We start from the raw sequence: 18,786 nt of genomic DNA on the forward strand, positions 1-18,786 counted from the left end.
AAGCCCTTTCATTTGTATGCGTCCTTATCCAGGAGGTCGATGATCGCCTGCGTCGCGCCGGTTTCGCCGAGCCGCGGGAACACGTTGGCGATGCTGTAGTCGTGCGCGTCCGGCCGCGCATCGGTCATGGCGTCGATCGCGAGCGTGACGTTGAAGCCGGCCTCATAGGCCTGGCGCGCCGTCGATTCGACGCCGGTGCCGGTGGCGACGCCTGACATCACGACCTGCGTGACGCCGCGACGCCTGAGCTGGTTCTCCAGATCGGTGCTCGCGAACGCGCCCCATGTCCGTTTCGTGACCACGATATCGTCCGGTTGCCGGCCGAGTTCCGGGAGCAGGTCGGTCCAGCCGTCGGGAAGCTTTTGCGCAAGGCGAGGCCGCTCGGTTCGTCCGGGTGCCGTGCCATCGACATTGACCAGCGCGATCGGCAAACGATGCCGCCGGAACGCGGCGATGAGGTTTTGGGCGCGCGTCACGATATCGCCGATCGGATGGATGAACGTCGCGCCCATGAGCCCGCGTTGCAGATCGACGACGATGAGCGCCGTGACCGGATCGAGCGCTGTGAGAGCCATGATCGTCCTTTCGAATGGTTTTCGCGAGCGGGTGCGGCGAGGCCGGGATCAATCCTCGACCAGCCGCTTCAGCAACTTGACCGCGGCGGCGAGTTCCTGCTGCTCGCGCGCGGACAGCTTTGCGGCGATGGCGCGCGACAGCCAGTCCTGCCGCGCGGCCCGGCCGGTGCGCAGCCGCTCGCGGCAGGCGTCGGTGAGGGACATGATGGTTTGCCTGCCGTCGTCGGGATCGGGGGCGCCGCGCACCAGACCGGCCGCCTCCAGCGCTGCGATCGCAGCACCCATCGATTGCGGGCGCATCCCCTCCGATCGCGCCAGGCCGGACACGGTCGCAGGCCCATCCTTTTCGAGGCGAAGCAGGACGGCGACCTGGGAAGGCGGCAGATCCGCCCGCTGACCCTGCTCGCGAAGCCGGCGCTTCAGCGTTCCCATCAGCAAACGAAGGTCTTCGGCGAGCGCAGATGTCCGCGCCGCGCCGACAGTGGCTGGCGAATTGTTCATGCGAGGTGAGTTAGCAGATATGAAGGTAAACTACAAAGATTATCTTTGTAGTTTACCTGTGGAGTTCCGCGGTAGGGCGGATTAGCGAAGCGTAATCCGCCACCTTGTTTGGGATTCAAACGGTGGGTTACGGCTCCGCCTAAGCCACCCTACGTCAGCTACGTCCGCTCTACCGCTTCCCCGGGATAATCGCCTTCAACGCCTCATCACCCGCCGGCGTGATGCAATAGGTCCGGCCGTCAGCCTGCTTTTCGATCCAGCCTTTCGACTGCATGCCGGCGATGACCTGCTTGCCGGCCGGATGCAGCCGTTCGGGCGGAAGGCCGCGGGTGAGGCTCATTCGCTGTAACGCGGTGCGTTCGGTGGCATGGGGAATGTGACGGGGCCGCGCCGGCATATCGTTCTCCTTCGCTTCAGGCCGGGTCGCGACGAAAGCCCCTCGGGGGGCGATGCGCGCATCTGCCGGCCGTCGGCGATGTCCTGAGGTCAGCCATTCCATACCGTGTTCTGCCCGGCGACGGTCAGAAAAGGCCGGTCGTCCCGCATCTCGACCAGGCCGAGTTCAATGAGCTGGGATACATGCGCCTGGTTCAGGATGGACCAGCGCTTTCCCGCGATATCCTTCATCGTCCACCGCAGATCGATCGCATCGAGCCCAAACCGGGCCAGCGGGTCTTCGTCGTCTTCCATTCGGGTCACCTGCCTTCCGGCAGACAGACTCCCGACGCGGGCACAAGTTCCAATTAATGGAGGCTGCCGGAAAACGAGGGCGAGGGCGGCTACCGCCGATGGCTTGCCGCGACCTACTTGCGGCTCGCCGAAATATCGGTCGGGCAGTCGACGCCGCAGTCCGGCCGCTGCGCGCGCTCCGACGACCGCCAAACGACGAGCGTGATCAGAAGGACCACGGTGACGACGAGTTTCGCCAAGGCACCGTCGTTCATGGATCGCGTCAGTCTTGCCGTGTTTGACTGACGCGAATGGCCGGCCAGACATTTCCGTTGGGGGCCACATAGCGGCCGGTTTTCTCGCAGGCGGCGATCCGGAACGGTTCGTAGCAGGCGGCTTTCGGGTTGCCCCACTTCTCGACGCAGGTCCGGGCGCGGTCGCCACAGCTTTCGGCCGTTGCCAGCGTGAACGAGGCGATCGACACCGTGAGGGCGGCGATACCGGAAACGACGAGCCTCATGCCGGCGGTCCCCCATGCAATTGGAAAAGAGATTGCCCTCGATGGAGGCCGCTTGGCAACCCCGCGGACATCGCGAAATGGTTTTCGCAAGAGCTACGGCGGCTCTCGCGCGGACATATCTTGCAGCGCGTAGGGCGGATTAGCGCAGCGTAATCCGCCACCGTAGTTGAAACGGCGGATGACGCCCTTCGGGCTAATCCGCCCTACGCGCCATATCTTGCAGCAGGCGCAGCGCCTCATCGGCCCTGTGCTCGGGCACGAACAGATGATCGTGGTAAAACGCCGACACCGCATTCACGCTGATGCCGGCTGCGGCGAGGCGGGCGGTGATCGCGGCCAGAAAGCCGACGGCTTGAAGCGAGGAATGAACCGTCAGCGTGATCAGGCGCGCGGTGAATTGACAGGAGAGCCCGAGGCGTTCGGCTTCGTCCTGTCGGATGACGAGGGTGGTTCCTTCCGTTTCGCGAAAGGTGAGCAGTGGCCGAATGGCGGCTGGAATTTCCGCGTCTTCGGCGATCGTGCAGAACACGAAAACGCCTTCCCGCATTTCGGGTTTCATATTCTGCAAGAGTGCCGCGAGGTCGCGTCCGCCAGTCATGGCTGGGTGCCTTTTCGAGATGCGGCCAATGGTGTCAGATCCGTCATTGCCTGCAACAAACGCGTAGCGTTTGTGCAAGGGAGCAGCGCGACGAAGCAATCCAGTCTTTCTTTCCGCCGCAAGGTGGATTGCTTCGCGGAGCCTGTCATCGGGCGCGCATTCGCGCGACCCGTTGGCTCGCAATGACGATCTTGCTGGGTTGTGTCAGCCCGCCTTACGAACTACATCACCCGGGCCGCTCCGGATACCCGGATACTGGCGCCGGGTTCGGGGGTGATCTCGGCGCGCAGCCGCGATGGCACGCCCATGTCCTCCCCCTGCAAGATATCAATCACGCCGCCATGCGGCCATCCAAGGTCGCGCAGATATCCTGCCAGCGCCGCCGCCGCGGCTCCCGTCGCCGCGTCTTCGTAGACGCCTCCCGCTGCGAATGGATTACGGGCGTGGAAGCGCGTGTCGGTTTCCGCCTGCACGAGGCTGATGGTGACGAGCCCGGCTGTCGTCATCAACTGCCGCCCTCGCTCCAGGTCATAGTGCATCGCGGCCAGCGTTTGCCGGCTGGTCAGGGCCAGCATGAGATGCCGGGCGCCGGCCTCGGCGATCGCGGGAGGCAGGCGTGGATCGAGATCGGCTGACGTCAACGAGAACAGGTCGAGCGCTGACTCAACCAGCTCCCGCGGCGCCGGCGCGCTCTGCGTGCGCGGCGACTGCAGCGCCGCCATCAGCGCCGGATTGTTCCGCCAGCCCGTGACCGTGATCCTGGTGTCGTTGAGCTGGAGCGCGAAGGTGCCGTCGCCGTGGGCCAGCGCGAGCGCAGCCCCGAGCGCGATCGTCGCGTGGCCGCAGAACGGCACCTCGATCTCCGGTGCGAAGTAGCGCACCCGCCATCCGTCCGCGTTCGGCGCGGCGAACACCGTCTCCGAATAGCCGACCTCTGCCGCGATCGCGAGCATTCGGTCGGCGGGAGGCAGCGCCTCGCAGAGTACGACGCCGGCGGGATTGCCGCCGGTCGGCCCTTGCGAAAAGGCGGCAATCCGCTGCACGTCCATGTGTTGCTCCGGAGTGAGGATCAGTGCGTAGGGCGGATTAGCCAACGGGTCGCGCGTACGCGCGCCCGATGATAAACTCCGCGTAATCCGCCGTTACATCTTAGATGGCGGATTACGCCCTTCGGGCTAATCCGCCCTACGAACCTGCGAACCGATCAGCTCTTGCGAAATTTCCCGAGCAGATAGTTGTCGTAATAGTTTTCCGCGATCTGGGTGTAGAACATCAGTTCTTTCATATACGCGTCGTGGCTGTCCTTGGTCCGCTTGAACAGCGGGCTCTTCTCGGCCAGCTCGTTCAGGTGATCCTGCGTCGCCTTGTAGCTGGCTTCCATGACCGGTTGCGGGAAGGCGCGCAGCTCGGCGCCGCCGGCGATCAGGCGCTTCAGGGCAGCCGGATTGACGCTGTCGTATTTCTCCAGCATCCAGGCGCCGGCGGCGGAGGCCGCCTGGTTGACGATCGCCTGGTATTGCTTCGGCAGTGCGGCCCACTTCTCGTCGTTGACGACCATGTGCAGCATGGCGCCGCCTTCCCACCAGCCAGGGAAGTAGTAGTACTTCGCCACCTTGTAGAAGCCGAGTTTTTCGTCGTCATAGGGGCCGACGAATTCCACCGCATCGATCGTGCCTTTCTCGAGCGCCGGATAGATGTCGCCGGCGGCGATCTGCTGCGGCACCACGCCGAGCCGGGCGAGCACATGGCCGCCCAGCCCGGCGATGCGGAACTTGAGGCCGTTGAGATCCTCGACCGACTTGATCTCCTTGCGAAACCAGCCGCCCATCTGCGTGCCGGAATTGCCGCACAGGATGGCGTGCGCCTTGAACGGTTTCAGCGCCTCGTTGACCAGCGCATCGCCGCCGCCGAACGACCACCACGAGGCCTGATGGCGATGGTTCATGCCGAACGGCACGCCGGTCGCATAGGCCAGCGCCGATTCCTTGCCGATGTAGAAATAAAGCGGCGTCTGCGCCATCTCGACGGTGCCGTTGCCGACGGCATCCAGCGCCTGCAGGCCGGGCACGACCTCGCCGGCCGCAAAGGTCTGGATCTGGAACTTGTTGTCGGTGGCGTCAGCGACGTATTTCGCAAAGGTCTGCGCGGTGCCGTAGATGGTGTCGAGCGATTTCGGAAAGCTCGAGGTCAGCCGCCACTTGATCTCGGGGGCCGATTGCGCGATCGCGGGCGCCGCCACCAGCGTGGTCGCGCCGGCGACGGCGACGGCGGTGAGGAATGTACGGCGTTTCATGATGCTTGCTCCGTTGAATGAAGGGTTCGTCGACCTGCGCGCCTAATGCCGCACCACGATCTTGCCGAGGTGCTTGTTGGCTTCCATGTGCTCGAACGCCTTGCCGATCTCGGCGAAGGAAAAGACCTTGTCGATCGGCAGTTGCAGTTTTCGGCTTTCCACCGCGCCCCAGATGTCCTTGCGGACTTCGTTGAAGATTTCGCGGACCTCCTCGATGGTACGGGTGCGGAAGGTGACGCCGATATAGTTGATGCGGCGGGCGGCGTGCAGGTCGAAGTTGAAGTCGGCATGGGTGCCGCCGAGCCGGCCGACATTGACGATGCGGCCCTTGATCTTGGTCGCCTTGAGGTTCTGGTTGGCGATCGCGCCCGACACCTGATCGACGATCAGGTCGACGCCTTCACCGTTCGTTGCCTTCAGCACCTGATCGACCCAGGCGGGATCCTTGGAGTTCACCGCGAGGTCGGCGCCAAAATCCTTCAGCCGGCCGCGGCGCATCTCGTCGGTCGAGGAACCGATCACGAGTTTGGCGCCCTTGAACTTCGCGATCTGCATCGCCATCAGGCCGACGCCGGAGCTGGCGCCCTGGATCAGCACCGTCTGGCCTTCTTGCAGCGCGCCAGCGGTGACAACCGCGTTGTGCATGGTCGCGAGCGCGACGGGCAGGGTCGCTGCTTCCTCGAAACTCATGTTGCCCTGCGCCGGCAGATGAAACAGCCGGCCGTGATCGGCCAACGCGTATTCGGCGAACGCCGCACCACCCGATCCCATCACGCGATCGCCGACCTTGACGCCCCTGGCGTCCGGTCCGATCTCGGCGACTTCGCCGGACCATTCCATGCCGAGCACGGTGCCAACGCCGCCGGTCGCGCCATGGGCGTGGCCCTTGGTCATGCCGAGGTCGGCGCGGTTCAATCCGTTGGCGCGGACGTGCACCAGCACCTGCGTGCCCTTGGGTGACGGCTTTGCGACGTCAGTGATCTCGGCGCCGTTGGCGCCGTAAACATAGGCCTTCATGGGAATACTCTTTGTTGGAGCTTTGTTGATTGGATTGGTCGGCCCGTGGGTTCTGTTTTTACCTCTCCCGCTTGCGGGGGAGGTCGACGCGCTCGAAGAGCGCGGCGGGTGGGGGAGTTCTATCCGCTCGGTACGGTATTTGCTGAGGCACCCCCACCCCAGCCCTCCCCCGCAAGCGGGAAGGGAGCCCATTTTTTTCTTACTCCGCGGCCTGACGGCTGGCGCCGGACATCATGCCTTCGAGCCGGCTGCGGATAATCGCCTCAGCATCGCGCATGATGCGCGACACCAGTTCGGCGCAGGTCGGGATGTCGTGGATCAGGCCCTGGACCTGCCCGGCCGACCAGATGCCCTCATCGGCATCGCCGGACGCGTAAACCATCTTGCCGCGGGCGCCGGCGACGAGTTCGCGGACGTCCTCGAATTTGGCGCCTTCTTTTTCCATCGCGACCACCTTGGTCGAGATCGCGTTTCTGGCGACGCGCGAGGTGTTGCGCATGGTGCGGAAGATCAGTTCGGTCTCGCGCTCGTCATTGGCGACGATCTTTTCCTTCACCAGTTGATGGATCGGGCTCTCTTTCGTGCACATGAAGCGGGTGCCCATGTTGATGCCCTCGGCGCCGAGCGCCAGTGCGGCCACCAGACCGCGGCCGTCGCCGAAACCGCCGGAGGCGATTATCGGAATCTTGACCTTGTCGGCGGCGGCCGGGATCAGGATCAGGCCGGGGGTATCGTCCTCGCCGGGATGGCCGGCGCATTCAAAGCCGTCGATCGAGATCGCATCCGCGCCCATGCGTTCCGCCGACAATGCGTGACGAACGCTGGTGCACTTGTGCACGATCTTGATGCCGTGCTTCTTGAATTCGGTGACATGTTCCTGCGGCTTGTTGCCGGCGGTCTCGACCACCTTGATGCCGGCCTCGATGATGGCCTGGCGATATTCGGCATAGGGCGGCGGCTTGATGGTCGGCAGAATGGTGAGGTTCACGCCGAACGGCTTGTCGGTCAGGTCGCGGCAGCGCGCGATTTCCTTGGTCAGGTCCTCCGGCGTCGGTTGGGTCAGCGCGGTGATCAGGCCAAGCGCGCCGGCATTGGCGACGGCCGCCACGAGTTCGGCGCGGCCGACCCACTGCATGCCACCCTGGACGATCGGGTGTTCGACGCCGACGAGTTCGGTAAAGCGCGTCTTGATCATGTTGGCCCTCTGTTTCCCGGCTGTTTCTGTGGTGCGGAATATCGCGCACACATTGTTTTCGGGAAACAGGATGCCGTCCGGCCCGGCAAAAGTCTACCGGGCAGGGGAGGTGGGCCCATGCTGAAATGCGGGGAAGAGGTAGCCGTTCGGCCCTTATCGGGCCAGCGATCGGCGCAGGTTACAATCCAAAGTCGCGCGGATGAACGGCGCGCTCAGGCGGCGCTGGCGGCCGGCTTCGCGCGGGCCTCGTCGTCGAACGCGTGCGAGATGTCGCGCATGCTGATGACGCCGATCAGGCTGTAATTGTCGATCACCGGCAAATGGCGGATGTGCTTCGTGTTCATGACGTGGCGAACCTGCTCGAGCGTGTCGGTCGAGTTGCACGACACCAGTTGCTGCACCGAGATCAGTTGCGAGACCTTCAGGTTGGCGCCGGCAGCGCCGTGTTCGGCAATGGCGCGAACCACGTCGCGCTCGGTGAACATGCCCACCGCCGTGTTACCCTCGGTACGAACGACGTCCTTGACCACCAGCGCGCTGATATTGCTGGAGCGCATCAGTTGGGCGGCAATGGCGACGGTCTCGTTCATGCGAACCGTGGCGACGCGGGCGGCCTTCTTGCGCAGGACATCTCCGACTTGCATGGCAACCTCCTGGTGTGGGTCAGATGAGTATTCTGGTATACATAATGCCAATTGTCAACTCGGAACGATCCCAGCATCCTCCCAATCTCCGTAAATAAACAGGCAGTATTGCTGACATTTCTGAGTATTAGCGAAAGCCGGCTGAGGCCGGCTGGCTCCCTCCACGCGGTACCGGAAGTACTCAGGTATACCAGAGGGGCGGCCCGGCCAAAGAAAACGCGCCCATCCCCGAGGGGTGGGCGCGCGCTTTTTCTTGCGACAGGTCGGGCTGGATCAGGTGGAGGCCTGAGACGCCGCGACCACCTTCTTGCGCCACGGCTTGAGCACCAGGATCGCCAGCAGCGAGGCCAGGATGTTGGCGCCGGCTGCGATTACGAATACCTGGTCCCAGGTGCCACTCGACTGCTGCATGTAGTTCGCGACCGGCACCAGCAGCGCGGCGGTGCCCTTGGCGGTATAGAGCAGGCCGGCATTGGTGGTGGCGAACTTCGCGCCGAACGTATCGGTGCAGGTCGACGGGAACAGCGAGTAGATCTCGCCCCAGGCGAAGAACACCAGGCCGGACAGGATGACGAACCAGATGGGATCGTGACCGAGCATATAGAGCGCCCAGATCCCGACGCCTTCGATGCCGAAGGCGACGAACATGGTGTTCTCGCGGCCGATCATGTCGGAGATCCAGCCGAAGAATGGACGCGTCAGGCCGTTGAGCACGCGGTCGATGGTGGCGGCAAACGTCACCGCGGTCATGGTCATGCCGACCAGGGTCACCGGGATGGCATCGACCTTCCAGTCGACCGCGATCGGCTTCAGGTTGGCGGTGACCATCAGGCCGCCGGCACCCACGATCACGAACATGAAGTACATCAGCCAGAAGATCGGCTGACGGATCACTTCGGTCGGCTGATAATTGCGCCGGCTCTGGATCACGTTGAGGTTCTGGGTGACGGCGGGGACCTGTCCCGCTTTCGGCGCGAACAGCAGGAACGCCAGGATCACGATGATGATGCCCTGTCCAAGGCCGAAATAGAGGAAGGTGGTCTGGAAGCCGGAATCCTTGATCATCGCCTGGATCGGCGCCACCGTCAGCGCCGAGCCGGCGCCGAAACCGGCCGCCGTGATGCCGGCGGCGAGACCGCGCTTGTCGGGAAACCATTTCAGCGCGTTGCCAACGCAGGTCCCGTAGACGCCGCCGGCGCCGATGCCCGCGATGATCATGCCGAGATAATAGCCATTGAGGGTGGTGGCTTGGGCGTTGATCGCCCATCCGGCGGCGCAGAGGATGCCGCCGACGAGAACGACGAGGCGCGGGCCGTATTTGTCGACGAACCAGCCTTCAACCGGCACCAGCCAGGTCTCGAACAGCACGAACAGCGTGAAAGCCCACTGGATCGACGCGCGATCCCAGCCGAATTTCTTCTGGATGTCGGGGACGAAGAACGTCCAGCCATATTGGTAGTTGGCGATCATCACCATGGCGGCGACACCGATTGCCAATTGTGTCCAGCGGTAGGTATCGCTAACGCGTACGGCTGTAGGGGCCGTTGCCTGCACCATTTCCGTCATAGCTCCTCCCAAGGCACGCTTCTGTTAGTAAACTGAGCGTTACCGACTGCGGCATATTGGTATGTATTATGCCAGAGCGCAAGCTTTTATTCAGTTCTTGCGCAGGCTTATCCAATTTGTCGCAGATGTTGCGCAAATCTAACGACTATCTCTGTGCGCGCATACGAAAAATGGCCCCGGAAACCGGGGCCATTGATCCAAAGTATTAGCAGAAGCGGCGGTCGGCCGGACCAATCCTGATCCGAGAAGCCGAGTATTTGCAGGCCTTACAGGCCGAAATGGGGCAGGTCGCCGTTGCGGTTGGAGATGCGGGCGCTGGCCATCAACAGGCGATCGATGGTGGCCATCACGCGGGCGAACAGCGAGCTGGAGGGTGCGAGGGTGATGGAAGCAGTCTTGGACATCTGGGTCCCCTTTTCTTGAAGTGCGGAGCGGTTCCGCTTCGTGATCTGGGGTCAATCTATGTATACCAGATGCCAGTCACAACAGGCTTGTTTGCATAGCAGCAATCGTCAGTTTGCAATGCAACATAAATGAAACAATTGGCATTCCAGATCATGAAAAGGCCGCCGGAAACCGGCGGCCTCAACAGATGATCTGGCGGGTGGGGCGAGGCTTACTCCGCCGCCTGCTTGCGCGGCGGGTCCAGCGCGCCGGAGTCGTGGATCTCGGCGACCTGATGATCGGAGAAGCCGAGCACCTGGCGCAGGATTTCGTCGGTGTGCTCGCCGAGCAGCGGCGAGCGGGTGACGTCGCTCGGCGAGTCCGACAGCTTGATCGGGTTGCCGACCGAGATGTACTTGCCGCGCGTGGGGTGGTCGACCTCGACCACGGTGCCGGTGGCGCGCAACGACTGGTCTTCCGCGATCTCCTTCATCGACAGGATCGGGCCGCAGGGGATGTCGTCCTTGTTGAGGATGTCCATCGCCTCGAACTTGGTCTTGGTCATGGTCCACTGTTCGATGCGGCCGAAAATCTCGTTGAGGCGCGACAGCCGGGCCGGTGGCTTGGCGTAATCCGGATGGGTCTTCCAGCCGGGCTCACCGATCACGTCGCAGATCTTCTCCCAGACCGGCGCCTGGGTGATGAAGTAGATGTAGGCATTGGGATCCTGCTCCCAGCCCTTGCACTTCAGGATGCGGCCGGGCTGGCCGCCGCCGGAATCGTTGCCGGCGCGCGGCACCGCGTCGCCGAACGGAATGCCTTCGCCGAACTGGCTGTATTCCTTCAGCGGGCCATGGGCGAGGCGCTGCTGGTCGCGCAGTTTGACGCGCGCGAGATTGAGCACGCCGTCCTGCATCGCCGCGGTGACCTTCTGGCCCTTGCCGGTGACGGTGCGCTGATAGAGCGCGGTGACGATGCCGAGCGCGAGATGCAACCCGGTGCCGCTGTCGCCGATCTGCGCGCCGGTGACCAGCGGCAGGCCGTCGCGAAAGCCGGTGGTCGACGCCGCACCGCCGGTGCATTGGGCGACGTTCTCATAGACCTTGCAGTCTTCGTAGGGGCCGGGGCCAAAGCCCTTGATCGAGGCCACGATCATCTTCGGATTGATGCTCTGGATCTTTTCCCAGGGGAAGCCCATGCGGTCGAGCACGCCGGGTCCGAAATTCTCCACCAGCACGTCGCAGCTCTTGATCAGCGCGGTGAGGACTTCCTTGCCCTTGGGGTTCTTGGTGTCGAGCGTGATCGAACGCTTGTTGTGGTTCAGCATGGTGAAATACAGGCTGTCCACGTTGGGGATGTCCTGCAACTGGCCGCGCGTGATGTCGCCGACGCCGGGCCGCTCGACCTTGATCACGTCGGCGCCGAACCAGGCCAGCAACTGCGTGCAGGTCGGTCCCGACTGAACGTGGGTGAAATCGAGAATGCGAACGCCCGTGAGCGCCTTTGTCATCGTCTTGCTCCGTACTCTGTCTGCCCTGCAACCTGCAGGATGGATTAGGATGTAATCGGGTTATTTCTTCTTCAGCACGCTTTGCGGATTGAGGTTGCCGATGCGGCCGCTCTCGGAGCCGGCCGCCGGATCGATCACCGCATTGATCAGCGTCGGCTTGCCTGAATCCATCGCCTCGTTAACGGCGCGCTTCAACTCATCCGGCGAAGTCGCGTTGACGCCGACGCCGCCAAAGGCTTCCATCATCTTGTCGTAGCGCGAGCCCTTGACGAACACGGTGGTCGCCGGATCGGCGCTCGCCGCGTTGACGTCGGTGCCGCGATAGATGCCGTCATTGTTGAAGATGACGATGCAGATCGGCAGCTTGTAGCGGCAGATGGTCTCGATCTCCATGCCGGAAAAACCAAAAGCCGAGTCGCCTTCGACCGCCAGCACCGGCTTGCCGGTCTCGACCGCCGCGGCAATCGAATAGCCCATGCCGATGCCCATCACGCCCCAGGTGCCGACGTCGAGCCGCTTGCGCGGCTTGTACATGTCGATGACGCCGCGGGCGAGGTCGAGCGTGTTGGCGCCTTCGTTGACGAAGATGGCGTCGGGCCGTTCCTTGACGATGGTGCGCAGCGCGCCGAGCGCGCCGTGATAATCCATCGGCGAGGCGTTGTTCATGAGCTTCGGCGCCATCTTGGCGACGTTCTCGTCGCGCTTCCTGGCGACGGTGCTCATCCAGTCGGCGGGCGCGGCCGGCCAGTTGCCGCCCATGGCTTCGAGAAATGCCGAGACGCAGGAGCCGATATCGCCGACCACGGGGGCCACGATCTCGACGTTGGAATCCATTTCCTTCGGCTCGATGTCGATCTGGATGAATTTCTTCGGGGCTTCGCCCCAGGTCTTGCCCTTGCCGTGCGAGAGCAGCCAGTTGAGGCGGGCGCCGATCAGCATGACGACGTCGGCATCCTTCAGCACGGTGGAGCGCGCCGCACCCGCCGACTGCGCATGGGTGTCCGGCAGCAGGCCCTTGGCCATGCTCATCTGCAGGAACGGCACGCCGCTCTTTTCGACGAAGCTTTTGATGTCGTCATCGGCCTGCGCGTAAGCCGCGCCCTTGCCGAGAATGATGAGGGGACGTTTTGCGCTCTTGAGCACGTCGAGCGCGCGTTTGACGGCTGATGGCGCCGGGATCTGCGCCGGGGCGGCATCGATCACCTTGACCAGCGACTTGGCGCCGGCTGCCGCGTCCATCACCTGGCCGAACAGTTTTGCGGGAAGGTCGAGATAGACACCGCCCGGACGGCCCGACACCGCGGCGCGGATCGCACGCGCGAGGCCGATGCCGATGTCGGCGGCATGCAGCACGCGGAACGCCGCCTTGCAGAGCGGCTTGGCGATCGCGAGCTGGTCCATCTCTTCATAGTCGCCCTGCTGCAGGTCGACGATTTCACGCTCGGACGAACCCGAGATCAGGATCATCGGGAAGCAGTTGGTGGTGGCATGCGCCAGCGCGGTCAGGCCGTTGAGAAAGCCGGGCGCCGACACGGTGAGGCAGACGCCGGGCTTCTTGGTCAGAAAGCCGGCGATCGAGGCGGCGTAGCCGGCGTTCTGCTCGTGGCGGAACGACAGCACGCGAATGCCTGACGCCTGCATCATGCGGCCGAGATCGGTGATCGGAATGCCCGGCACGCCATAGATGGTGTTGATGCCGTTCAGCTTCAGCGCATCGATGACGAGATGAAAGCCATCGGTCAGCTCTTGCTCGGAGCCCGGTGCTTCGGTCTTGGCAGCAGCATTCAGCATCGGTATCTCTCCCTGATCGTTTTCCGTTCGGACGACTTTGATCGTCTTCGAGTTGCTTCTCTTAAGTGAACAGTTCTTGCCCGTGCGCCTCGACATAGGCGGCAAGGCCCAGCGTGTGGTCGCGTGCGCGCTTCTCGGCGAGTTCGGTATCGCGCGCTTCCAGCGCATCGATAATGCCGAGGTGCTCGGGCAGGGAAACCGCGGTGCGCTCCGTCCGCCCGATGGTCAATTGCCGGTAGCCGCGCACGTGCAGCAGGATGTCGTTGGTCATGTCGACCAGCACGGGCGATTCCGACAGCGAGATCAGCGCCTGATGGAATGCGATATTGGCCCTGGAATATTCCTCGACGTGATCCTGCGGCAGGCGGTCCTTGCCGAAATCCTTGAAGAAGTCGCGCAGCGCCGTGATGTCCTTCTTGCGCGCGGTGGTCGTGATCAGGCGCGCGGCCATGCTCTCAAGGGCTGCCCAGGCGCGGATCATGTCGACGATCTCGTTCTTGGTGCGGCGGACCACCACGATGCCGCGGCGTGGCACGGTTTTGACGAATCCGTCCTGCTCCAGCATCGCGATGGCTTCGCGAATGGGGGTGCGGCTGACGCCGAGGCGCTCGGACAGAGCGCGCTCATCGAGCATCACCTGCTCGGGCGTCGCATAGATGTCCATCTTGAGAATAGCTTCCTTCAAGGCCTCATAGGCCTTGTTCTTGAAGCTGGTCTCCGGCGCGATCCGAACGATCGAGATATCTGCCTCGGGCATAACAGGCGACGCCTTGGGTTGTTTGCGTACGGGCACGATTCGTCTCCATCCACTGGGAGACGTCTTGTAGCAGAAGATTACCGCTTAATTTTTGGCATACCAAATACCAGAATGTCAAGTTGCCCGTGTTTTCAGCGTTTCCACAAGATCATGCGGCTTGACAATCGCGCCGCTGGCATACCAAATGCCATAAAACAGCGCCCCCCGGAGGAAACCAATGCCGAATCCCAAAGATGCCGTCCGCAAGGTTCTCGATGCGGTCAAAGCGGACAAGCGCACCAGCCTGACGGCGCCCGAGGGCAAACTGGTCTGCGACGCCTACGGAATTCCGGTTCCGAAGGAGGGGGTGGCCAAGTCCGCCGCCGAGGCCGCCAAGCTGGCTGGCGACATGGGCTTCCCGGTGGTGATGAAGATCGTCTCGCCGGATATCCTGCACAAGACCGAGGCCGGCGGCGTGATCATCGGCGTCAAGTCCGCGACTGAGGCGGAAAAGAGCTACGACACCATTCTGGCGAACGCCAAGAAGTACAAGGCCGATGCCAAGATCGAGGGCATCCAGGTCCAGCAGATGCTGGCCGGCGGCACTGAAGTCATCGTCGGCTCCATTACCGACGGCTCGTTCGGCAAGCTGGTGGCGTTCGGCCTCGGCGGCGTGCTGGTCGAGGTGTTGAAGGACATCACCTTCCGCCTGGCGCCCGCGACCAAGGCCGACGCGCTGTCGATGCTGGACGGCATCCAGGCCCATGACATGCTGAAGGGCGTGCGCGGCGGCGATGCCGTCAACCGCGACGCGCTGGCCGACGTCATCGTCAAGGTCTCGACGCTGGTCAGCGACTTCCCGGAAATCGTCGAACTCGACCTCAACCCGGTATTCGCCACCAAGAAGGACGCGATTGCCGCCGACGTGCGCATCGTCGTCGATTTCGACTACAAGCCGCGCCCGGCACCGCGCCCGACCGAAGAAATCGTCGCCGCGATGAACCGCATCATGCAGCCGAAGGGTGTTGCCGTGATCGGCGCCTCCGCCGAGGACGGCAAGATCGGCAACTCCGTGATGAAGAACCTGATCAACGGCGGCTATAAAGGCGAGATCTACCCGATCCACCCCAAGGCCGCGGATATCCTGGGCTACAAGGCCTACAAGAGCGTCAAGGACGTGCCCGGCGTGATCGACACCGCGGTGTTCGCGATCCCGGCAAAGTTCGTCGCCGGCGCCTTGATCGAATGCGGCGAGAAGAAAATTCCAGGTGCGGTGCTGATTCCGTCGGGCTTTGCCGAAGCCGGTGCGCCCGAGCTGCAGGCCGAGATCGTCGAGATCGGAAAGAAGTACAATGTCCGCCTGATGGGCCCGAACATCTATGGCTTCTACTATACGCCGGCCAACCTCTGCGCCACGTTCTGTACGGCGTACGACGTCAAGGGTTCGGCGGCGCTGTCGTCGCAGTCCGGCGGCATCGGCATGGCGATCATCGGCTTCTCGCGCTCGGCCAAGATGGGCGTCTCCGCGATCGTCGGTCTCGGCAACAAGTCCGACATCGACGAGGACGATCTGCTCGCCTTCTTCGAGCAGGACCCCAACACCAACCTGATCGCCCAGCACTGCGAGGATCTCAAGGACGGCCGCGCGTTTGCCGAAGCCGCCAAGCGGGTCTCCAAGAAGAAGCCGGTGATCGTGCTCAAGGCCGGCCGCACCTCGGCGGGTGCGAAGGCCGCGGCGTCGCATACGGGCGCGCTCGCCGGCAACGACAAGATCTATGAAGACGTGCTCAAGCAGTCCGGCGTGATCCGCGCCCGCTCGCTTCGGCAACTGCTCGAATTCGCGCGCGGCGTTCCGGTTTTGCCGACGCCGAAGGGCGAGAACATCCTGATCATCACGGGTGCGGGCGGTTCCGGCGTGTTGCTGTCGGACTCGGTGGTCGACAACGGCCTGTCGCTGATGGCGATGCCGCCGGATCTCGACGCCGCGTTCCGTAAATTCATCCCGCCGTTCGGCGCGGCCGGCAACCCGGTCGACATCACCGGCGGTGAACCGCCGATCACCTATGTCAACACCGTCAAGCTCGGCCTGTCGGATGAGCGCATCCATGCGCTGATCCTCGGCTACTGGCACACCATCGTGACGCCGCCGATGGTGTTCGCGCGCAACATGGTCGAGGTGAAGAAGGAGATGGAGGCCAAGGGCTTTGTGAAGCCGATCGTGGCCTCGCTCGCCGGCGACGTCGAGGTCGAGGAGGCCGCCGAATATCTCTACCAGAACGGCATCCCGTCCTATGCTTACTCGACCGAATTGCCGGTCGAGGTGCTCGGCGCCAAATACAAGTGGGCGCGCGGCGCGGGCCTGCTCTGACAATCCAGACAAGTATCTCTACCCAAATGCCGCCGGTGTTCCGGCGGCATTTTTGTTTGGAACCGGAACCGCGTTGGAACCGCTGCCGTGACGACATAAGCGGCAGCAGGAACCGGAACATCTGATGTCGCCGCTGGTTATGACGCATGGTCAAACCACCGGAGGACATGATGAACAAACGTCTCGCTGTTTCGCTTGTAGCCGCTTCGTTGCTGACCTCGGGCGCGGCCTTCGCGCAATCCACCACGCAGCAGGGGGCAGCCAATGGCGCTGCGGCCGGCGGCTCAGTAGCTGGTCCGGTCGGTGAGGTCGTCGGCGGCACCGTAGGCGCGGCAGTCGGCCTGGGCCTGGAAATTCCGAATGCGGTGATCACGTCGGTAACAGCCGAACGCGCGCCGTCGGTAACGGTGCGCGAGCGCGTCGTCGTCGGTGAGCCGCTGCCGGAGGCCGTCGAGTTGCGGCCGGTGCCGAGCCATACCGAATATCGCTATGCCGTCGTCAACGATCGCCGCGTGATCGTGGAGCCGCGCACGCGCAAGGTCATCAAGATTATCGACTGATAATCGGGATCACCGACTGATGATCGGGATCACCGACTAACGAACATTCGCTGAACATCGATCCCCGCGGGACATTCCTCCCGCGGGGATTTTTGCGTCAGGATGGGCTGGTGCCGGTTTGCCGGGTCCGACGAAAGATCCAGTCCAGCGCTGCGGCCACCGCAAGCCCGACGCAGGCCGCCAACGCATCGACGATAAAGTCTTCGAGACGGGCATGCCGTCCGGGCATCCAGAGCTGCAGCAGTTCGAGCACACCGGTTAGGCCGACCGCAAGGACAGCCGTCAGCCACCGGTTCCGCGTGTAAGCGAGGCCGAAGGCTACGCCCAGCAGCACGAAGGCCAGTGCATGCTCGCCGTCCTGTCCGAGGTCGGAATGCGGCCGGTATCCGGGTGGCCCGAGTGTCGCGAAGGCGACGGCGGCCGCAAGAGACCAGGCAAAGAGGCGAAGGATGATCGTCATCGCGACGGCATAGCATGCCTTGCGATCGGATTTTACGCAGATGCAAAGCCGTCATGCGCTTTGGTTAAGGCGCGACGCCTGTGGTTAATGTCCAGGCTTAGAGCGCTTGGCTCAGAGTAGTTCCCGCACGCCCATCCCGTGCATGAAGCGCTCGCGGATCTGCACGGGATCGCGGCGGGTGGTTCCGGTTCCGGGCTTGTCGTCGATGCGTACGCCGATCAGCGATGGGGCCGCCGATGTCATCGATTGCTCGATCAGACGCTCGAAATCTTCCTCATCCGCGGCCCAGGCGCTGTTGGTCAAACCGCTCGCGACCGCGATGGCGACGAGGTCGGCGACGGCGGCCGCCGGCGTCGGCTGGGCGCCGGTGATCTGGTAGACGCCGTTGTCCATCACCACCATGGTCAGGTTCTTCGGCGCCAATGTTGCGATCGTCGACAGCGAACCGAGCTGCATCAGCAGCGAACCATCGCCTTCGAGCGCGAACACGCGGCGCTTCGGCTGCGCCAGCGCCACGCCGAGCGCGATCGGAAACGCCAGCCCCATGCTGCCCAGCATGTAGAAGTTCTGCGGCCGGTGGCCGGCGGCCCAGAGGTCGAAATTGGTGTTGCCGATGCCGCCGATCACGGCCTCCTCGTTCTTCAGCTTTGCAACCAGCCGCGACGTGACGTCGAATCGGTTCATGATCTTGGTGTTGCGGGCGGGATTGTTGGCGGCGGTGTTCATGAGATCGCTCACTTGTCGAAGGTCTTGCCGCCGGTCAGCAGCGGCGAGAGGATCAGCGCCACCGGCGCCTGCGTGGTGAGGGCCTGCTTGATCGAGCGGTCGACGATGAACTCGAATTCATCCAGGCGGGTGCAGGTGTGATGCTCCATCGCCAGCGAATCCAGCACCGGGCGCATGGTGCGGCACACCAGCGACTGGCCGTAGTTGAATTCGCCGAGCGTGCCACGTTCGGACACGAACATGATCAGCGGGATCTGGTAGGGGATCGCGAGCGACGCCAGGATATTGGCGAGCGTTGCAAAGCCGGAGGTCTGCATCAGCACCGCGCCGCGCATGCCGGCCATCCAGGCGCCGGAAACGATGCCGACCGCTTCTTCCTCGCGGGCGGTGGGAAAGGTGGTGAAAAACGGATCGGCGTGAACGTTCTTGATCAGCGTGGTCAGCACGCGATCCGGAACGTAGGGCACCAGCCGGATGTCATTGCGCTTGAGCGCCTCCAGCACGATGCCGTGCCAGGTTTTCTCCTGCGCGCTCTGCGGCGTTGTGTGTGCCTCGGCAACCGCCATCTCGGTCTCCCTTTGCCCGCGACGATCTTTCGTTTGCGCCGTCGATGCGCCGCAACTTGACGCGATCGATGGGATTGTCAACATGTCCCGATCATATGCTGGTCTGC

22 protein-coding genes are annotated in these 18,786 nt (G+C 63.4%); 2 read left to right on the plus strand and 20 right to left on the minus strand.

Translation table 11 applies throughout. The features are described from left to right. Positions 1-8: 8 nt before the first annotated feature. From BLS26_RS30545 to BLS26_RS30610, 17 genes are all read right to left on the minus strand, one after another. Entirely contained in the window at positions 9-575 is a 567-nt protein-coding gene (locus BLS26_RS30545; protein WP_092516199.1) for an isochorismatase family protein, read from the minus strand. Positions 576-623: 48 nt separating this feature from the next. After that, entirely contained in the window at positions 624-1,076 is a 453-nt protein-coding gene (locus BLS26_RS30550) for a MarR family winged helix-turn-helix transcriptional regulator (protein ID WP_092516200.1), read from the minus strand. Positions 1,077-1,245: 169 nt separating this feature from the next. Further along, a complete protein-coding gene (locus BLS26_RS36065) occupies positions 1,246-1,473 on the minus strand; it encodes a hypothetical protein (protein ID WP_157676626.1) in 228 nt (75 codons plus the stop codon). 89 nt (positions 1,474-1,562) lie between these two features. Beyond that, positions 1,563-1,766 carry a hypothetical protein gene (locus tag BLS26_RS30555; protein WP_092516201.1) on the minus strand — a complete coding sequence of 68 codons (204 nt, stop codon included), beginning with the start codon at positions 1,764-1,766 and terminating at the stop codon, positions 1,563-1,565. A 113-nt stretch (positions 1,767-1,879) separates the two neighbouring features. After that, a complete protein-coding gene (locus tag BLS26_RS36070; RefSeq protein WP_157676627.1) occupies positions 1,880-2,020 on the minus strand; it encodes a hypothetical protein in 141 nt (46 codons plus the stop codon). Positions 2,021-2,028: 8 nt separating this feature from the next. Continuing rightward, positions 2,029-2,265 carry a hypothetical protein gene (locus tag BLS26_RS30560; RefSeq protein WP_092516202.1) on the minus strand — a complete coding sequence of 79 codons (237 nt, stop codon included), beginning with the start codon at positions 2,263-2,265 and terminating at the stop codon, positions 2,029-2,031. 193 nt (positions 2,266-2,458) lie between these two features. After that, the gene (locus tag BLS26_RS30565) at positions 2,459-2,863 is read right to left on the minus strand and encodes an ACT domain-containing protein (RefSeq protein WP_092516203.1); all 405 of its coding nucleotides are present in this window, start codon (positions 2,861-2,863) and stop codon (positions 2,459-2,461) included. A gap of 221 nt (positions 2,864-3,084) precedes the next feature. Next, positions 3,085-3,912, minus strand: coding sequence for a PhzF family phenazine biosynthesis protein (locus tag BLS26_RS30570; protein WP_092516204.1), 828 nt, complete (start codon positions 3,910-3,912; stop codon positions 3,085-3,087). Between the two features lie 155 nt (positions 3,913-4,067). Beyond that, positions 4,068-5,156 (minus strand): TRAP transporter substrate-binding protein, encoded by a 1,089-nt coding sequence (locus BLS26_RS30575; RefSeq protein ID WP_092516205.1) that lies wholly within the window; start codon positions 5,154-5,156, stop codon positions 4,068-4,070. Positions 5,157-5,198: 42 nt separating this feature from the next. Continuing rightward, complete coding sequence (locus tag BLS26_RS30580; RefSeq protein ID WP_092516206.1) at positions 5,199-6,173, minus strand: zinc-binding dehydrogenase; 975 nt, start codon at positions 6,171-6,173, stop codon at positions 5,199-5,201. A gap of 199 nt (positions 6,174-6,372) precedes the next feature. Beyond that, the gene (locus BLS26_RS30585) at positions 6,373-7,368 is read right to left on the minus strand and encodes a nitronate monooxygenase family protein (protein WP_092516207.1); all 996 of its coding nucleotides are present in this window, start codon (positions 7,366-7,368) and stop codon (positions 6,373-6,375) included. A gap of 212 nt (positions 7,369-7,580) precedes the next feature. Then, positions 7,581-8,012, minus strand: coding sequence for a CBS domain-containing protein (locus tag BLS26_RS30590; protein ID WP_092516208.1), 432 nt, complete (start codon positions 8,010-8,012; stop codon positions 7,581-7,583). A gap of 273 nt (positions 8,013-8,285) precedes the next feature. Further along, a complete protein-coding gene (oxlT, locus tag BLS26_RS30595) occupies positions 8,286-9,578 on the minus strand; it encodes an oxalate/formate MFS antiporter (RefSeq protein ID WP_092516209.1) in 1,293 nt (430 codons plus the stop codon). 266 nt (positions 9,579-9,844) lie between these two features. Then, positions 9,845-9,982, minus strand: a complete 138-nt coding sequence (locus BLS26_RS36405; protein ID WP_172804732.1) for a hypothetical protein — start codon at positions 9,980-9,982, stop codon at positions 9,845-9,847. 212 nt (positions 9,983-10,194) lie between these two features. Continuing rightward, positions 10,195-11,472 (minus strand): formyl-CoA transferase, encoded by a 1,278-nt coding sequence (gene frc / locus BLS26_RS30600; RefSeq protein ID WP_092516210.1) that lies wholly within the window; start codon positions 11,470-11,472, stop codon positions 10,195-10,197. Positions 11,473-11,532: 60 nt separating this feature from the next. Next, positions 11,533-13,263, minus strand: coding sequence for an oxalyl-CoA decarboxylase (gene oxc / locus BLS26_RS30605; protein ID WP_092516211.1), 1,731 nt, complete (start codon positions 13,261-13,263; stop codon positions 11,533-11,535). 61 nt (positions 13,264-13,324) lie between these two features. Then, positions 13,325-14,020, minus strand: coding sequence for a GntR family transcriptional regulator (locus tag BLS26_RS30610; RefSeq protein ID WP_172804824.1), 696 nt, complete (start codon positions 14,018-14,020; stop codon positions 13,325-13,327). Between the two features lie 217 nt (positions 14,021-14,237). Between BLS26_RS30610 and BLS26_RS30615 the strand changes: the two genes are divergently transcribed. After that, positions 14,238-16,367: an acetate--CoA ligase family protein gene (locus BLS26_RS30615; RefSeq protein ID WP_092516213.1), complete on the plus strand. Its 2,130-nt coding sequence runs from the start codon at positions 14,238-14,240 to the stop codon at positions 16,365-16,367. 170 nt (positions 16,368-16,537) lie between these two features. Further along, entirely contained in the window at positions 16,538-16,927 is a 390-nt protein-coding gene (locus BLS26_RS30620; RefSeq protein ID WP_092518789.1) for a DUF1236 domain-containing protein, read from the plus strand. Positions 16,928-17,024: 97 nt separating this feature from the next. On the opposite strand, the gene BLS26_RS30625 is transcribed toward BLS26_RS30620, so the two are convergent. From BLS26_RS30625 to BLS26_RS30635, 3 genes are all read right to left on the minus strand, one after another. Further along, entirely contained in the window at positions 17,025-17,387 is a 363-nt protein-coding gene (locus BLS26_RS30625) for a VanZ family protein (protein ID WP_092516214.1), read from the minus strand. Between the two features lie 111 nt (positions 17,388-17,498). Then, positions 17,499-18,113 (minus strand): thiamine pyrophosphate-dependent enzyme, encoded by a 615-nt coding sequence (locus tag BLS26_RS30630; RefSeq protein ID WP_092516215.1) that lies wholly within the window; start codon positions 18,111-18,113, stop codon positions 17,499-17,501. 8 nt (positions 18,114-18,121) lie between these two features. Further along, positions 18,122-18,679, minus strand: coding sequence for a thiamine pyrophosphate-binding protein (locus tag BLS26_RS30635; protein WP_092516216.1), 558 nt, complete (start codon positions 18,677-18,679; stop codon positions 18,122-18,124). Positions 18,680-18,786: the final 107 nt, after the last annotated feature.

The sequence above is a fragment of the Afipia sp. GAS231 genome, assembly GCF_900103365.1.
Lineage (GTDB): Bacteria > Pseudomonadota > Alphaproteobacteria > Rhizobiales > Xanthobacteraceae > Bradyrhizobium.

Excerpts from the sequence above, each read along its gene's own strand:
- BLS26_RS30545 (WP_092516199.1), bottom strand. The coding sequence starts at position 575 with ATGGCTCTCACAGCGCTCGATCCGGTCACGGCGCTCATCGTCGTCGAT.
- BLS26_RS30550 (WP_092516200.1), bottom strand. The coding sequence starts at position 1,076 with ATGAACAATTCGCCAGCCACTGTCGGCGCGGCGCGGACATCTGCGCTC.
- BLS26_RS36065 (WP_157676626.1), bottom strand. The coding sequence starts at position 1,473 with ATGCCGGCGCGGCCCCGTCACATTCCCCATGCCACCGAACGCACCGCG.
- BLS26_RS30555 (WP_092516201.1), bottom strand. The coding sequence starts at position 1,766 with ATGGAAGACGACGAAGACCCGCTGGCCCGGTTTGGGCTCGATGCGATC.
- BLS26_RS36070 (WP_157676627.1), bottom strand. The coding sequence starts at position 2,020 with ATGAACGACGGTGCCTTGGCGAAACTCGTCGTCACCGTGGTCCTTCTG.
- BLS26_RS30560 (WP_092516202.1), bottom strand. The coding sequence starts at position 2,265 with ATGAGGCTCGTCGTTTCCGGTATCGCCGCCCTCACGGTGTCGATCGCC.
- BLS26_RS30565 (WP_092516203.1), bottom strand. The coding sequence starts at position 2,863 with ATGACTGGCGGACGCGACCTCGCGGCACTCTTGCAGAATATGAAACCC.
- BLS26_RS30570 (WP_092516204.1), bottom strand. The coding sequence starts at position 3,912 with ATGGACGTGCAGCGGATTGCCGCCTTTTCGCAAGGGCCGACCGGCGGC.
- BLS26_RS30575 (WP_092516205.1), bottom strand. The coding sequence starts at position 5,156 with ATGAAACGCCGTACATTCCTCACCGCCGTCGCCGTCGCCGGCGCGACC.
- BLS26_RS30580 (WP_092516206.1), bottom strand. The coding sequence starts at position 6,173 with ATGAAGGCCTATGTTTACGGCGCCAACGGCGCCGAGATCACTGACGTC.
- BLS26_RS30585 (WP_092516207.1), bottom strand. The coding sequence starts at position 7,368 with ATGATCAAGACGCGCTTTACCGAACTCGTCGGCGTCGAACACCCGATC.
- BLS26_RS30590 (WP_092516208.1), bottom strand. The coding sequence starts at position 8,012 with ATGCAAGTCGGAGATGTCCTGCGCAAGAAGGCCGCCCGCGTCGCCACG.
- oxlT (WP_092516209.1), bottom strand. The coding sequence starts at position 9,578 with ATGACGGAAATGGTGCAGGCAACGGCCCCTACAGCCGTACGCGTTAGC.
- BLS26_RS36405 (WP_172804732.1), bottom strand. The coding sequence starts at position 9,982 with ATGTCCAAGACTGCTTCCATCACCCTCGCACCCTCCAGCTCGCTGTTC.
- frc (WP_092516210.1), bottom strand. The coding sequence starts at position 11,472 with ATGACAAAGGCGCTCACGGGCGTTCGCATTCTCGATTTCACCCACGTT.
- oxc (WP_092516211.1), bottom strand. The coding sequence starts at position 13,263 with ATGCTGAATGCTGCTGCCAAGACCGAAGCACCGGGCTCCGAGCAAGAG.
- BLS26_RS30610 (WP_172804824.1), bottom strand. The coding sequence starts at position 14,020 with ATGCCCGAGGCAGATATCTCGATCGTTCGGATCGCGCCGGAGACCAGC.
- BLS26_RS30615 (WP_092516213.1), top strand. The coding sequence starts at position 14,238 with ATGCCGAATCCCAAAGATGCCGTCCGCAAGGTTCTCGATGCGGTCAAA.
- BLS26_RS30620 (WP_092518789.1), top strand. The coding sequence starts at position 16,538 with ATGAACAAACGTCTCGCTGTTTCGCTTGTAGCCGCTTCGTTGCTGACC.
- BLS26_RS30625 (WP_092516214.1), bottom strand. The coding sequence starts at position 17,387 with ATGACGATCATCCTTCGCCTCTTTGCCTGGTCTCTTGCGGCCGCCGTC.
- BLS26_RS30630 (WP_092516215.1), bottom strand. The coding sequence starts at position 18,113 with ATGAACACCGCCGCCAACAATCCCGCCCGCAACACCAAGATCATGAAC.
- BLS26_RS30635 (WP_092516216.1), bottom strand. The coding sequence starts at position 18,679 with ATGGCGGTTGCCGAGGCACACACAACGCCGCAGAGCGCGCAGGAGAAA.